Annotated in this window: 6 protein-coding genes; all 6 read left to right on the top strand. The window is 75.8% G+C overall.

Features of this window, described 5'->3' with window-relative positions; genetic code table 11:
• On the top strand, positions 1-1,934 hold a 1,934-nt coding region (locus E1292_RS43855), incomplete at its 5' end, for a condensation domain-containing protein (protein WP_246090751.1).
• 14 nt (positions 1,935-1,948) lie between these two features.
• Positions 1,949-2,995 carry a MupA/Atu3671 family FMN-dependent luciferase-like monooxygenase gene (locus E1292_RS43850; RefSeq protein WP_132605549.1) on the top strand — a complete coding sequence of 349 codons (1,047 nt, stop codon included), beginning with the start codon at positions 1,949-1,951 and terminating at the stop codon, positions 2,993-2,995.
• Positions 2,992-7,761, top strand: coding sequence for a non-ribosomal peptide synthetase (locus tag E1292_RS43845; RefSeq protein WP_165975047.1), 4,770 nt, complete (start codon positions 2,992-2,994; stop codon positions 7,759-7,761). Before E1292_RS43850 ends, E1292_RS43845 begins: the two co-directional genes overlap by 4 nt.
• Positions 7,758-11,498, top strand: a complete 3,741-nt coding sequence (locus tag E1292_RS43840; RefSeq protein ID WP_181958398.1) for a non-ribosomal peptide synthetase — start codon at positions 7,758-7,760, stop codon at positions 11,496-11,498. Before E1292_RS43845 ends, E1292_RS43840 begins: the two co-directional genes overlap by 4 nt.
• Positions 11,498-14,698, top strand: coding sequence for a non-ribosomal peptide synthetase (locus E1292_RS43835; RefSeq protein WP_132605543.1), 3,201 nt, complete (start codon positions 11,498-11,500; stop codon positions 14,696-14,698). Before E1292_RS43840 ends, E1292_RS43835 begins: the two co-directional genes overlap by 1 nt.
• A 3-nt stretch (positions 14,699-14,701) precedes the next feature.
• Positions 14,702-15,997: beta-ketoacyl [acyl carrier protein] synthase domain-containing protein (locus E1292_RS43830; protein ID WP_132605541.1), on the top strand; the 1,296-nt coding region annotated here is incomplete at its 3' end.

The raw sequence follows: 15,997 nt of genomic DNA, 5'->3' as shown, positions 1-15,997 counted from the left end.
GGGGTGGGTGGCTCGGGCTGCCTGTGACGTCGTCCGGGGCCGCCGTCCCGCCCGATGGCACGCTGCCGCTGTCGTTCGCGCAGCGCCGCCTGTGGTTCCTCGACCAGATCGACGCGGGCGTGGCCTACAACATGCCCATGCTGGTACGGCTCGGCGGCCCCGTGAACGTGGCGGCCCTGCGCGGAGCCCTGGAGGACGTGGTGGCACGGCACGAGCCGCTCCGCACGGTCTTCGCCGTACACGACGGGGAGCCTTCCCAGAGGGTGCTGCCCGCGGAGCAGGCCAGACCCGGGTTCAGCGCGGTCGAGGTGGCGCCGGACAAGCTGGACGCGCGGGTGGCCGAGGCGGCGAGGCACCGCTTCGACCTGGGCGCCGAGCTGCCGATCCATTCGGTGCTGTTCACGACGGGGCCGGACGAGCACGCGCTGCTGCTGGTCATGCACCACATCGCCACCGACGGGTGGTCGCTGCCGCCGTTCATGCGCGACCTGTCACGGGCGTACCGGGAGCGGCTGGCCGGTCGGGCCGCCGGATTCCCTCCCCTGCCGATCCGGTACGCCGACCACGCGGTGCGGCATCGTACGCGGGTGGACGCGCTGTCCGGCGCCGAGCTCGGCTACTGGCGCAAGGCGCTGGCGGATCTGCCCGAGCCGCTCCCCCTTCCACGCAGGCCCGAGACGCGGGGTGCGGCGACGGCGGGCGCCGCGGGCACGGTGCGGAGGTGGATCGGCCCCGTCCTGCACCGGCGGCTGGTCGAGCTGGGCAGGGAACGCGGGGCGACGCTGTTCATGGTCTTGCAGGCGGGCCTGGCCGTGGTGCTCGAACGGGCGGGCGCGGGCACCGACCTGCCCATCGGCGCGCCGGTCGCCGGGCGGTCGGGCGACGAGGTGGGCGACCTGGTCGGGTTCTTCGTCAACCTGCTCGTCCTGCGTACGGACCTGTCGGGTGATCCGTCCGCCGGCGAGCTGGTGTCGCGGGTGCGGGAGACGGACCTGGAGGCGTTCTCGCACCAGGAGGTGCCGTTCGAGCGGGTCGTGCAGGAGCTCGGCCCGGTACGGCGCCCCGGGCGGCATCCCCTCGTCGACGTGGTGCTGGCGCTGCAGAACAACGCGCGGGCCGAACTGTCGCTGCCCGGCGTCGAGTCGCGGGTCGAGGTGGTCAGGACCGGGGCGGCCCGGTTCGAGCTGCTGGTCGACGTGACCGACGACTACGGGAACGACGGGGCTCCTGCCGGTGTCGCCGTGACCGTCGAGTACCGCCTGGACGCCTTCGCCGGGCCGGTGATGGAGTGGCTGGCGGACGCGCTGGTGCGGGCGCTGGAATCCATGGCCGCCGACCCGGGCGTTCCCGTCTCTGCCATCGAACTTCCCCCCATACCCGAGATATCCCTCACCTCCCCATCAGCGCCTGCCCCGGCCACCGAACCCGACCCGACCGCACGAGCCGAACCGGTCCGGGGCGCCGCTCCGGCCTCGGGAGCCTTACCGGGCTCGGACATCGACCTCGGCCGCGGAACCCCGAGAACCGATCCGGCGCCGGCCGGAGGGCGGGCGCGGGTGCCGCGTACCGATGTGGAGCGGCGGATCGCCGCGGTCTGGGCAGACGTGCTCGGCGTCGCGCGGATCGGACTCGACGACGGGTTCTTCGCGCTCGGCGGCAACTCGCTGCAGGCCGTACGGGTTGCCGCGCGCCTCGCGGCGCAGGGCCTGCCCGCCACCGCGAGCCACCTCTTCAACGCCCCCACCGTCGCCGAACTGGCCACCGAACTGACCGCCGGCGCGCCCGGGACGGCAACCGGGACGGGGGCCGAGTCGAGCGCCGCGACTGCGGGCCCGACGCGAACCGAGGTGAGTGCCGAGGCGAGCGCCGCGACGGCGGCTTCCCCGGGGTCGGCCATCCCCCGCCTGCCCAGAATCCCGCGCACCCGCCCCTGAGGAGGAGCGCCACCATGGACCTCAGCGTGATGTTCTTCGGCGCGGACGACGCGAGCACCGTCGGCCATGCCACGAAATACGATGACATCCTGGCGATCACGAAGGCCGCCGACCGGCTCGGCTTCACCGCCGTCTGGACCCCCGAGCGGCACTTCCAGCAGGTCGGGCAGGTCTTCCCCAACCCGGCCCTGCTCAGCGCCGCCCTGGCCGTGGCCACGGATCGCATCCACGTGCGGGCGGGCAGCCTCGTGCTCCCGCTGCACCACCCGCTGCGCGTCGCCGAGGACTGGGCCGTCGTCGACAACCTGTCGCGCGGCCGGGCGGGTGTCTCGGTGGCGACCGGCTGGCACTCGAAGGACTTCGTGCTGGCCCCCGGCGCGTACGAGGACCGCAGGGAGCGTGCCTTCCGCGACCTCGCCCTGCTGCGGCGGCTGTGGGCGGGCGATGCGGTGGAGTTCACCGACGGGGCGGGCGAGCCGGTGACCGTGACGTCGCAGCCGCGCCCGTACTCCGGCCACCTCCCGCTGTGGACCACGACCTCGGGCAGCCCCGCGACGTGGGAGGCGGCCGGGCGGATGCGGACGAACATCCTCGGCGCCACCATCGGCCAGACCCGCGAGGAGCTGGCCGGGAAGATCCGCGTCTACCGGGACGCCTACGACCGGGCCCCCGAGCAGCCCGGCACCCCGCCCAGGGGCACCGTCACGCTCATGGCCCACACCTACGTGGGCGAGACGGACGAGCACGCCAGGGAACGGGCGGGCGGCCCGCTCAAGGACTACCTCAGGTCGTACGTGGCGCAGACCGCGGCGAACAAGGGCGGCGCGGACCGGGCGGCGGCGCTGAGCGACGAGCAGCTCGGCACGCTCGCCGAGTTCGCCTTCCAGCGCTATCTGACCTGGGGCAGCCTGCTCGGCTCCGCCGAGACGTGCCGCAAGAGCCTGGCGGACCTGGCCGACCTGGGCTGCGACGAGGTGGCCTGCTTCGTCGACTTCGGGCTCGGCGCCAACGAGGTGCTGGCCGGGCTGGAACGGCTCGCGGAGCTGCGGGAGGACATGTGACATCGGCAGGGGGACACGCGAGACCCGCGTCACGGGGCAGCAGCGCGGAGCGGTTCGCCGCGCTCGACGGGGAGCGCCGGGTGGAGCTGCTAAGGCGGCTCGTCGCGGCGGGCAGGCTGGAGGCCATCCCCGACGTCGTGCCCCCGCGCGACCCCTCCCTGCCGGTGCGGCTCAGCCCGGCGCAGGAGGATCTGTGGGTGTTCGAGTCGCTCTATCCGGACACGGCGGCGCTCAACCTGTGCTGCTCGTACCACTTCGACACCCCCGTCGACCCCGCCGACCTGGAGGCGGCGCTGACCATCGTGCAGGACCACCACGACAGCCTGCGCATGCGGATCAGGGGCGAGGTGGGCGACCTGCGGGTGGAGCTGCCGCCGGCGGAGCCGTTCAAGCTGGAGCGGCTGGACCTGCGCGGCACGGGCGTCGGCCTGAGGGAGGCGCTGCACGCGTTCAGCCGCCGTACGTTCGACCTCGACGGCGGGCGGCTGATCAGGGGCCAGTTCATCACCGTGGACGACACGCGTTCCACGCTGGTGCTGGCGCTGCACCACATCGCGACCGACTGGTGGTCGTTCGACGTGCTGCACGGCGAGCTGACCGAGGCCTACCGCGCCGTGCGCGACCGCACCTCGGACCGGGCCGGGCCGCGCCGCCCCGTGATCCAGTACGCCGACTTCGCGGGCTGGCAGCGTGAGCTGGAGGCGGCGGGGGTGTTCGACGCCCAGCTCGCCTGGTGGCGACGCTACCTGGCGGACCCGCCCCGGCCGCTCACCGTCGGCTCGGCCGCCCCGGGCGGCGAGTTCGGCGTCGAGCAGATCGGGTTCCGCATCGGCCAGGACACCGAGGCGGCCGTGCGCGCGCTGGCGAGGGAACGCGGGGCCACCGTGTACGGGGTGCTGATGTCGGCGTTCGCGGTGTTCGCGCACCGGATGACCGGCGAGCGCGACCTCATCACGGGCACCCCCATGGCCAACAGGTCCGCCAAGGGCCTGGACCGCGTCATCGGCTACGTCATGAACTCCGTCCCGATCCGCTGGCGTTTGGGCGACGACACCACGTTCGCGCAGCTGCTGTCGGGTTTCACCGCCGGCTTCCCGGAGGTGCTGGCGCACGCCGACGTCCCCGTGGGCAGGATCGTGCGGGCGGTCGACCCCGTGCGGGTGGCCGGGCGGTCGCCGCTGTTCCAGTGGGTGTTCATGCACCTGCCGCGCCAGGAGAGCGTGGCCCGGCTGCGGGAGATCGCCGACCCCGAGCGGGTGCACACCGGCGGGGAGCACGACCTGATCGGGATCGTGCGCGACTCCGACGACGGGTTCGAGGCGAGCCTGGAGGTCCGCACCGACCTGTACGCGCCCGAGGTCGTCCGGGCCTGGGCGGAGGCGTTCACGACGCTGCTCGGCTCGCTGGTGGCCGAGCCGGACGCGCCGGTGGCGGCGGCCGACCTGGTGCCTCCCGGCGAGCTCCCGCTGCCTCCTGCGCACCCCGCCGGAACCAGCGCGGACGGCACCGCGGGCGGCACAGCGGGCGGCACGGCGGGCGGCACAGCGGGCGGCACCGGTGTGGAGTCGCCCTTCACGAGCCTGCCCGGGCTGGTCGCCGGGCAGGCGGCGCGCACGCCTGACGCGGTCGCCGTGGAGTCGGACGGCGAGCGGCTCAGCTACCGGGAGCTGCTGGAGCGGGCCGACGGCCTGGCGGGCGTGTTGCGCGAGCGCGGGGCGGGGCCCGAGCGGGTGGTGGCGCTGGCGCTCGGCCGTTCGGTGGACCTGGTGGTGGCGATCCTGGCGGTGCAGCGGGCGGGGGCCGCGTACCTGCCGCTCGACCTCGACCATCCGCTCGAACGGCTCGCGTACCAGATCGAGGACGCGGGCGCGAGACTGCTGGTCGCCCAGCCGGGCGTGCTGCCGGGACTGGCGATCGAGCGCCTGTCACCGGCGGCGTCCGCGCCAGGCGGGCCGCGGCCTCCGATCCGGCCGCACGACGTGGGGCCGATGCCTCCGGTCCGGCCGCACGACACGGGACCGATGCCTGCCGTCCGGCCGCACGACGCGGCCTGGGTGATGTACACCTCCGGCTCCACCGGCCGCCCCAAGGGTGTCGTGGTCGGCCACGCGGGCGTCGCGAGCCTGACCCGCACCCTGGTGACCGCGTTCGGGCTCGACGCCGGCAGCCGCGTGCTGCAGCTGGGCGCGCCGGCCTTCGACATCTCGGTGGCCGAGCTGTGCATGGCGTTCGGCTCGGGCGGCACGCTCGTCGTCCCGCCCGCGGGACCGCTGATCGGTGCGGACCTGGGCCACGTGCTGCGCGAGCGGCGGGTCACGTTCGCGCTGGTCCCGCCCGCGGTCTTGGCGACCGTGCCGCCCGGCGGCTACCCCGACCTGCGAGGGCTGGCCTCGGGCGCCGACGTGTGCCCGGCGGAGCTGGTGTCGGCGTGGGCGGGCGTGCGGTTCTGGAACGCGTACGGGCCGACGGAGACCACGGTCGCCGCCAGCGTCAGCGACCCGCTCACCCCTGGCGGCGGCCTCCCCCCGATCGGCCGCCCCCTCGCCGGCCACCGCCTGTACGTCCTGGACGCCCGGCTGCGGCCGGTGCCCGTGGGGGTGCCGGGCGAACTGTACGTCGCGGGCCCCGGCGTGGCCAGGGGCTACCTCGGCCGGCCGGGGTTGACCGCGGAGCGGTTCGTCGCGGACCCGTACGGCCCGCCAGGCGAGCGCATGTACCGCACCGGGGACCTGGCGCACCGGCGCGCCGACGGCCAGTTCCAGTTCCTGGGCCGGGCGGACGACCAGGTGAAGGTACGCGGCCACCGGATCGAGCCGGCCGAGATCGAGGCGGTGCTCGCCGGGCACGAGTCCGTCGCCGGTGCGGCGGTCGCGCCGCGCGACGGCCGCCTCGTCGGCTATCTCGTGCCCCGCGAGGGCCGCTCGTGCGACACCGCGGACGTCCTGGCCCGGGCCGTGGCGGCGCTGCCCGCGCCGATGGTGCCGAGCGACCTGGTGGTGCTGGACGCGCTGCCGCTCACGCCGCAGGGCAAGCTGGACCGGGCCGCGCTGCCCGCCCCGCCCGTGGCGGGGCTCTCGGAGCGGCCGTCGCGCGAACCGGCCACGGACCGTGAGGCGACGCTCTGCACCCTCTTCGCCGAGCTGGTCGGCGTGCCCGAAGTGGGGGCGGAGGACGACTTCTTCCGGATGGGCGGCGACAGCATCACGGCGATCCAGCTCGTCAGCCGGGCCAGGGCGGAGGGTCTCGGGCTCACGCCGCGCGAGGTGTTCGTCGCCAGGACCCCGGCCGCGCTGGCGGCCGTCGCCCGGGTCAGCGCGCGCGCCGTCACCGACTCCCCCGCCGGCCGGTTCCCGATCACGCCGATCATGCACTGGTGGCGCGAGCACGGAGGCCCGCTCGGCACGTTCGCGCAGTCGCTGGCCGTGCCCGTGCCCGCAGGGGTGGACGAGGAGCGGATCAGGGCGGCGCTGCGCACGCTGACGGTCAGGCACGCGGCGCTGCGCACGCGCCTGCTGCGCCACGCGGACCCCCACGCGGGCGCCGGCTGGGAGCTGGAGGTCCTGCCCCCGGAGGAGGCGCCGGAGGTCCCGTTCGGCCGCGTGGCCGCCGGGCCGGGCCAGAGCTCGTCTGATCCGGCCAGCGACGCGCCCGGCGCGGACCCGCCGCACGCCGAACCCCCGCCGGACGCGGTTCGGCCGACCGATCCGGACGCGATACCGCCGCACGCCGAACCCCCGCCGGACGCGGTTCCGCCGCTCGATCCGGAGAGCGGGCGGATGCTGGCCGCCGTCTGGCACGCCCCGGACCGGCTGGTCGTCACCGCGCACCACTTCGCCGTGGACGGCGTCTCGTGGCGCCTGCTCGGCCCCGAGCTGGAGGCGCTGCTGCGGTTACCTGACGCCGGCGGGCCGGCGCAGGGCACGTCGTTCGCCCGCTGGGCGCGCCTGCTGGCCGCGGAGGCGGAGCGTCCCGAACGGGTGGCGGAGCTGCCCTTCTGGGAGGAGACGGCGGCGGGCGGGACTCTCCTGCCCCCGGGGTGGAAGGGGCGCGGCGGCCCGCGCACGACCCACACCACGCGGCTCCCCGCGGATCTCACCGAGCAGGTCCTCACCCACCTGCCCGCCGCCTTCCGCTGCGGGCCGGACGCGGTCCTGCTGACCGCCCTCGCCATCGCGGTGGCGCGCTGGCGCGGCGGCACGGAGGTGCTCGTCGACGTCGAGGGGCACGGCCGGGACCCCTTCACCGACGACGCCGACGTCTCCACCACCGTCGGCTGGTTCACCACCCAGCACCCGGTGCGCCTGGACGCCGCGGGGGAGCCCGCGGCCGCGCTCAAGCGGATCAAGGAACGGCTGCGGGCCATCCCGTCGGGCGGGCTCGGCTACGGTCTGCTGCGCCACCTGAACCGGCACACCGCGCCGAGGCTCGCCGCCCTGCCCGCCGCCGACCTGCGCTTCAACTACCTGGGCAGGTTCGACGGCGAGCTGGCCGACATGCCGGAGGCGCCGATGGCGTACGCGGTGGAGCTGGACGCCGTCGCCCAGCCGGGCCGGGACGGCACCCGGCTGGTGGCGAGCTGGTCCTACGCCGCCGACGCGATCGCCGCGGAACGCGCCGAGGAGCTGGCCGGGCTCTGGTCCCGCGCGCTCGCCGACCTGGCCGGTCAGGCGGGCCAGGGCGGCGCGACGAGCTCGGACTTCCCGCTGGTCGAGCTGACGCAGAGCCAGGTCGAGGCGCTCGAAGCGGACCTGGACGGCGACTGGTGAGCCGCGCGCTGGCCGACGTGCTGCCGCTCTCCCCCGCGCAGGAGGGCCTGCTCTTCCACGCCCTGTACGGCGAGGACGACGCGTACGTCGTCCAGGCCAGGTTCGCCGTCGACGGGCAGGTGGACCCGCCGCGGCTGCGGGCGGCCGTCGAGGCCCTGCTCGGCCGCCACCCGAATCTGCGCGCCTGCTTCCGCCACAAGGGACTGGACCGCCCGGTGCAGCTCGTCCCGCACCGGGTGCGCCTGCCGTGGACCGAGGTGGACCCGCCGTCGGACGCCGAACTGGAGCGCATCCTGGAGGCCGACCGGCTGCGCCCGTTCGACGTGACCCGGCCGCCGCTGGCCCGCGCCACCCTGGTGCGCCGGCGGGAGCTGGTGCTGACCCTGCACCACCTCCTGGTGGACGGCTGGTCGATGCCGATCCTGGCAAGCGAGCTGGCCGCCCTCTACACGGGGGCGGGCACGCTGTCGCCAGCGCCGCCGTACCGGGACTATCTGGCCTGGCTGCGCGCCCAGGACGGCGAGCGGGCGGCGCGGGCCTGGCGGGACGCGCTCGCGGACCTGCCGGGGCCGACTTTGCTGCGGCCCCGCGCGGGCACGGCGAGCATGCGGCAGGGGACGGTGGAGACCGAGCTGACGGCGGAGCTGAGCGAGGCGCTGCGCAGGCGGGCGCGCCGGTCGGGCGTGACCGTCAACACGCTGGTGCAGGCGGCGTGGGGGCTGGTGCTGGCGCGGCTGACCGGGCGCTCGGACGTGGTGTTCGGCACGGTGGTGTCGGGCCGCCCGCCGGAGCTGGCGGGCGTGGAGTCGATGGTGGGGCTGTTCATCAACACGCTGCCGGTCCGGGTCAGGACGGGCGAGCCCGGCCTGCTGGAGCGCCTGCAGGACGAGCAGGCCCGGCTCTCGGCCTTCCACCACGTACGGCTCGCCGACGTGCGGCGCGGCGCCGGCGAGCTGTTCGACACGCTGCTGGCCTTCGAGAACTACCCCCGCGGCGGCCTGGCCTCCTCCGGCGTCCGCCTGACCGAGGTGCGCGACGCCACCCACTACCCGCTCACCGTCACGGTGGTGGCCGGCGAGCGGCTGTGGCTGCGGCTCGGCCACCGCGCCGACCTGGTCGGCCGCGCCGAGACCGAGGCCGTCGCGGCCCGCTTGACCAGGGCGTTCGAGAGGGTGGCCGAGGGCTCGGAGAGCGGCGACGTGCTTCCCGAGTCGGAGACGCGCCGGCTTCTCGTGACCTGGAACGGCGCCGCGCGGGCGCGGGCGGGCGGATCGGTGCCCGAGCGGTTCGCGGCGCAGGCGGCCCGCACCCCGGGCGCCGTGGCCGTCGAGCACGGCGGGCACACCCTCACCTACGCCGAGCTGGACGCCCGCTCCGACCAGGTCGCGGCCGGGCTCGACGTGGCTCGGGAGACGCCGGTCGCGGTGCTCATGGACCGCTCGCCTGACCTGGTGGTCGCCCAGCTGGCGGTGCTGAAGGCGGGCGGCTGCTACGTCCCGCTGGATCCCGCGCAGCCGCGCGACCGCCTCGACCGGCTGATCGCCGACAGCGGCGCCCGCACCGTCCTGACGAGCCCGCTGACCGTGGGCGGGAACCGTCTCCCGCCGAAACCCGGGCACCCCGCTTCGGCCGCCTACGTCATGTACACCTCCGGCTCGACCGGCGCCCCCAAGGGTGTCGTCGTCACCCACGAGAACATCGTGGAGCTGGCCGCCGACCGGCGTTTCGCCGCGCACCGGCGGGTGCTGCTGCACAGCCCGCACACGTTCGACGCGGCCACGTACGAGGTGTGGGCGCCGCTGCTGAACGGCGGGACCGTCGTCATCGCCCCGCCGGGCCCGCTCCAGCCGGACACGATCCTGCGCGGCAGGCTCGACGCGGTATGGCTGACGGCCGAGCTGTTCCGCACCGTGACCGACCTCGCGCCCGGAGCGCCGGCCGCGGCGGGCGAGGTGTGGGCGGGGGGCGACGTGCTGCCGCCGGACGCGGTCCGCCGGGCGGCGCGGCACGGCGCGCGGGTCGTCAACGGGTACGGCCCCACGGAGACGACGACGTTCGCCACCGCCCATCCCGTGGGGAGCGGCCCGGGGACCGGTCCGGTGCCGATCGGCCGGCCGCTGGACAACACGCGGGTGTACGTCCTGGACGCGCGCCTGCGCCCGGCCCCGACCGGCGTCGTCGGTGAGCTGTACATCGCGGGGACGGGCCTGGCCCGCGGCTACCTCGGCCGGCCAGGGCCGACGGCGGAGCGCTTCGTGGCGGACCCGTTCGCGAGCGGCGAGCGGATGTACCGGACGGGAGACCTCGCGCGGTGGACGTTCGACGGGGAGCTGGAGTTCGCCGGCCGGGCGGACGGCCAGCTGAAGATCCGCGGCCACCGGATCGAGCCGGGCGAGGTGGAGTCCGTCCTGGAAAGCTCGCCGGACGTGACCCGCGCGGTCGTCACCGCCGCCGACGCGCCCGGAGGCGGCCGGCGGCTGGTCGCCTACGTGGTGCCCGGCGGGAGGCTGGAGCGGGTCCGCGCGCACGCCGCCGCCCGGCTGCCCAGGTATATGCTCCCCTCCCAGTACGTGCCGCTCGACAGCCTGCCGCTCACCCCCCACGGCAAGGTCGACCGGGCCGCCCTGCCCGCCCCGCGGCTTCCGGGGCCACGCGACGCCCGCCAGGACACCGGTCCACGGCCCGCCACGAGCCCGGGGCCGCGCTCCACGCGCGAGAAGGCGTTGTGCGGCCTGTTCGCCGAGGTGCTCGGGCTGCCGGAGGCGGGCGCGGACACCGACTTCTTCGCCTCCGGCGGGGACTCGCTGCTGGCCATGCGGCTCACCGCCGCGATCGAGTCCGCGATCGGCGTCCGCACCTCCATCGCCGCCCTGTTCAAGGCCCCCACGCCCGCCGAGCTCGCCGTCCGCCTCGACGCGCGCTCCGATCGGGCTCCGGCCGAGCTGGACCTGTCGCCGCTGCTGACGCTGCGGGCCGAGGGCGGGAGGGCGCCGCTGTTCTGCGTGCACCCCGGCCGGGGCATCGGCTGGTCGTACACCGCGCTGCTCCCCCACCTCCCCCAGGACCGGCCGGTGCACGCGCTGCAGTCGCCGGTGCTCGGTGACGGCGCCTGGCGGCTGCCCGGCACCATGCGGGAGCTGGCCGACGACTACCTGGCGCGGCTGCTCGCGGTCCGGCCCGAGGGGCCGTACCTGCTGCTCGGGCACTCGTTCGGCGGGCTGCTCGCGTACGAGATGGCCGCGCGGCTGCGGGAGGGCGGCCGGCAGGTGGGGCTGGTCGCCTCGCTGGACGCGGTCCCCTGGCCGCCGGGCGAGGAGCCCGACCCTGACGAGGTCGAGCAGGAGGCGCTGACCATCCTGCTGCGCACCCGCACGCTGCACCCCTACGCGCAGCCGGGGCGGCTGGAGCGGGAGCGGGTGTTCGCCGCCGTGCGCGGCAGTGAGGGCCCGCTGTCGGGGCTGGCCGACGAGCACCTGTCGGCGGTCGCGGGCACGGTGGCCGGGCACCTGCGGCTGGCCGTCACCTACCGGCCGCCCCCCTATGACGGGACGGTGCTGCTGTTCTCGGCCACCGCCCAGCCCGGCGGCCTCGGCTCGGCGGTCAAGGCGGAGCGCTGGAGCGGCTCCGCCCGCCACGTGCGGGTCCACGACCTGGCGTGCGGGCACAGCGACCTGCTCAGGCCCGGGCCCGCCGCTGAGATCGCCGCAGTCATCGAGCCGATCCTCCGGGAGTCGTGATGGAGAAGTACGAGTTCCCCGTGTCGCCGGCGCAGGCCAGAATGCTGGTGCTCGACCAGCTCAACCCGGGCACCGCCCAGTACAACGTGCCCGTGGCCTTCACCGTGCGCGGGCGCTTCGACGTCGAGGCGTTCCGCGCGGCCCTGGACGCGGTGGTCGCCGCGCACGAGTCGCTGCGCACGGTGTTCCAGCCGCACGACGGCGGCTACCTGCAGGTCGTCGCGGCGGAGGCGGACCCGTCGTGGAAGGACGCGCTGCGCGTCGAGAGGGACGTGCCCGCGGCGCGGGCGCACGCGCGGCTGGCGGCCGAGGCGGCGGCGCCGTTCGACGTCGAGGCGGGGCCGCTGCTGCGGTGCGTGGTGTACGTCCTCGACGACGAGCACCACCTCGTGCTGCTGACCGTCCACCACCTGGTGTGCGACGGCTGGTCGCTGCGGCTGCTGCTGGAGGAGCTCTCCGGCGCCTACCGGCGGCTCGCCTCCCCCGCCGGGCCGCCGCCCGCGGACGCCGTGCCGTCCGAGCCCGCGCCGCAGTACCCCGACTACGCCGCCTGGCAGCGCGAGCGGCTCGCGTCGCACGCCATGGACGAGTCCGTCGCGTTCTGGGCGGAGACGCTCAAGGACGCGCCCACGACGCTCGCCCTGCCCACCGACAGGCCCCGCCCCGCCGTGCAGTCGGCGGCGGGCGGCGTCGTACGCGTCCCGCTGCCCTCCGGCACGCGCGAGCGGCTGGCCGAGGTCGCCGCCCGACGGAACGCGACGCCGTACATGGTGATGTTCGCGGCGTTCGCCACGTTCCTGGCGAGGATCAGCGGCCAGCGGGACCTGGTCATCGCCGTCCCGGTGGCCGGCCGCGACCATCCGGACGTCCAGGCCATGATCGGCCTGCTGGTCAACACGCTCGCCGTCCGCGCCGACCTGTCGGACGACCCCGTGTTCCTCGACCTGCTCGGCCAGGTGCGCGAGCGCCTGCTCGCGGCCCGGCCGCACCACGAGGCCCCGTTCGAGGCCGTGGTGCAGGCCCTCGCCCCCGGCAGGGAGCTGAGCCACGACCCGCTCGTCCAGGTGATGCTGGCCTACGACGACGACACCCGGCTGACCCTCGACCTGCCCGGCGCCACCACGGAACGCGTCGAGCTGCTGCTGGACGACGCCAAGTTCGACCTGCTCATGAACGTCGAGCGCCAGGGCGACGAGCTGGCCGCCCACTTCGTCTACCGGGCCGGCCTGTTCGATCGGGAGACCGTGCGGCACTGGGCACGCGCCTTCGCGACGCTGCTCGACGGCCTGCTCGGCGAACCCGGCCGGCCCGTGAGCGCCGCCGGCCTCCTCCCCGCCGCCGACCGCCGCCTGATCGTCGACGGGTGGAACCGCACGGCCGCCCCCACCGCCACACGCCTGGTCCCCGACCTGGTGGCCGAGCGGGCCGCCGAACGTCCCGGCGCCACCGCGCTCGTCTGCGGCGCCACCGCGCTCACGTACCGCGAGGTGCTGGAGCGCGCCGACCGGCTGGCCGGCCGGCTGCGCGCGGCGGGCGTCGGGCCGGAGATCCCCGTGGGGCTCTGCCTGCCCAGAGGCGCGGACATGGTGGTGGCGGCGCTCGCCGTGCTGCGCGCGGGAGGCGCGTACGTGCCCCTCGACCCGGGGCATCCGGCGACCCGGCTGAAGTTCATGATCGGCGACGCGGGGGTGCGGCTGCTGATCGCGGCCGAGCCCGTCGACCTCGGCATGCCCGTGGCCGCCCCGGACGGCGACGACCCCCTCCCCCCGGTCGGGCCGGTGCTCACGGCGCGCCCCGAGCCCGCGAACACGGCCTACATCCTCTACACCTCCGGCTCCACCGGCACCCCCAAGGGCGTCGCCGTCGAGCACCGGGCCCTGCTGAACCTGGCCACCGCCGTACGCCACCAGTTCCCCGTGACCGGCGACGACCGGGTGCTGCAGTACGTGTCGTTCGGGTTCGACGTGGCCGTGTCCGACGTGGTCTTCTCCCTCGTCGCGGGGGCGGAGCTGCACATCGCAGCCGAGTGCGAGCGGCTCGGCGAGGACCTGTACGCCCGCCTGCGCGACTCCCGCATCACCTACGCCTTCCTGCCGCCGTCGGCCGCCATGTCGCTGCCCTGCCCGCCGGACGCCCGCGAGACGGCGCTGCCGGACCTGCGCACGCTGGCCGTCGGCGGCGAGGCGTGCCCGGCCGAGCTGGTGGAGCGCTGGGCGACGCCGCGGCGGCGGATCGTGGACGCGTACGGGCCGAGCGAGACCACCGTCTACGCGACCACGGCCGACCTGTCGCCGGGGCGACCCGTGGTGATCGGACGCCCGGTGGCCAACGGGCGGGCGTACGTGCTGGACGAGCGGCTGCGTCCCGTGCCCGTGGGGGTGACCGGGGAGATCTACCTGGCGGGATCGGGGACGGCCAGGGGCTACGCCAACCGGCCCGGGCTGACCGCGGAGCGCTTCGTCGCCGACCCGTACGGACCGCCGGGCGGGCGCATGTACCGCACGGGCGACCTCGGCAGGTACGACGCCGACGGGGTGCTGTCCTACCTCGGCCGGGTGGACACACAGGTCAAGCTGCGCGGCTTCCGCGTGGAGCTGGGCGAGATCGAGACCGTCCTCGCGGCGCACCCCGGCGTGTCGGTGGCGGCGGCGTCCGTGCGCGGCGACCGGCTGGCGGTGTACGTGGTGGCGGACGGCGACCCGCCACCCGCCGCGGAGCTGCGGGCGTGGCTCGGCGACCGGCTGCCCGGCTACATGGTGCCCGACTCGGTCGTCCTCCTGCCGGAGCTGCCCGTCAACAGGTCCGGCAAGGTGGACAGGTCGCTGCTGCCCGAGCCGCCGCCGACCCGCCCCGACCTGGGCCGCCCCTACGTCGCCCCGGCCACGGACACCGAGCGGCTGCTGGCGGAGGTGTGGGCGGAGGCGCTCGGCCTGGCGCGAGTCGGCACGCACGACAACTTCTTCGACCTGGGCGGCAACTCGATCAGGCTGCTGGCCGTCCTGGCGGCGCTGCGCGAGCGCGGCGCGGACGGCGGGCTCAAGCTGGTCGACCTCTTCCGGCATCCGACGGTCGCCGCCCTCGCCGACCGGCTGGACGGCCCCGCCCCGGCGGACGGCGGCGAAGACGTGCGGGGCGCCAGGCGGCGCGGCCAGAGCAGGCGCGAACGGCTCGCCGCGCGCAGGAACGCACAGAGAGGGTAACGCATGACCGACGCACCGGCTGTGGCCATCGTGGGGATGAGCGGCCGCTTCCCCGGAGCCCGCGACGTGGCCGAGTTCTGGACGAACCTGCGCGACGGCGTCTGCTCGATCGCCGACTTCGGCGAGGAGGAGCTGCTGGCCGACGGCGTGCCCGCCGACGAGCTGCGCCATCCCGGCTACGTCCCGTCCAAGGGGTTCCTGGCGGACGCGGACCGGTTCGAGCACGAGCTGTTCGGGTTCGGCGCGGCGGAGGCGCGGGCGCTGGATCCGCAGCTCAGGCAGCTGCTGGAGACGGCGTGGTCGGCGCTGGAGGACGCCGGGCACGACCCGCGCGCGGCTCCCGACAGGACCGGCGTGTACGTGGGCGGCGAGCCCAGCGACCATGCGCTCGCCGCGCGGCTCGATCCGGGGCTGCGGGCCCGGCTCGGGCCCATGCAGGTACGGATGTTCACCGACAGGGAGTTCATGGCCGGGTGGCTGTCGTACCGGCTGAACCTGACCGGGCCGAGCATGACCGTGCAGACGGCCTGCTCGACGTCGCTGGCGACCGTGCACGTGGCGGTCCAGGCGCTGCTGCTCAGCGAGTGCGACCTGGCGCTCGCCGGCGGCGTGTCGATCGACTCGCCGTACAAGCGGGGATACCTGTACGAGCCCGGCGGCATCTTCTCGCCGGACGGGCGGTGCCGGCCCTTCGACGAGAAGGCGGCGGGCACCGTCGGCGGCAACGGCGTCGGGCTGGTGGTGCTGAAACGCCTGGAGGACGCCCTGGCCGACGGCGACCCGATCCACGCGGTCGTGCGCGGCACGGCGCTCAGCAACGACGGCGCCGGGCGGGTGGGGTTCACCGCGCCAGGCGTGGACGGGCAGACGGCCGCCATCGTCGAGGCGTGGGCGGCGGCCGGGCTGGAACCCGCGGACGCGCGGTTCCTCGAGGCGCACGGCACCGGGACCGACCTCGGCGACCGGATCGAGGTGGCGGCCGCCGCCGCGGCCTTCGCCGGCGCGTCCGGGTGCGCGATCGGCTCCGTGAAGTCCAACGTCGGCCACCTGAACGCGGCCGCGGGCGTCACCGGGCTGATCAAGGCCGCGCTGATGCTCCGGCACCGCACGATGGTCCCCACGGTGAACGTCACCCGTCCCCATCCCGACCTCGATCTCGACTCCACCCCGTTCCACCTGCTCACCACCACCACGGAGTGGGCCCCTCCCGCGGCCGGGCCGCGCCTCGCCGGGGTCTCGTCCCTCGGCATCGGCGGCACGAACGTCCACGTCGTCCTGTCAGAACCCCCCGCTCCGGCC

Origin of the sequence: Nonomuraea deserti, from assembly GCF_004348685.1 — a bacterium.
GTDB lineage: Bacteria > Actinomycetota > Actinomycetes > Streptosporangiales > Streptosporangiaceae > Nonomuraea > Nonomuraea deserti.
Note: the sequence above shows the minus strand (reverse complement) of the source record. Positions and strands in the feature narration are given on the sequence as shown.

What these genes read in the sequence shown, in the direction of transcription:
- E1292_RS43850 (WP_132605549.1), top strand. Translation starts at nt 1,949, where the DNA reads ATGGACCTCAGCGTGATGTTCTTCGGCGCGGACGACGCGAGCACCGTC.
- E1292_RS43835 (WP_132605543.1), top strand. Translation starts at nt 11,498, where the DNA reads ATGGAGAAGTACGAGTTCCCCGTGTCGCCGGCGCAGGCCAGAATGCTG.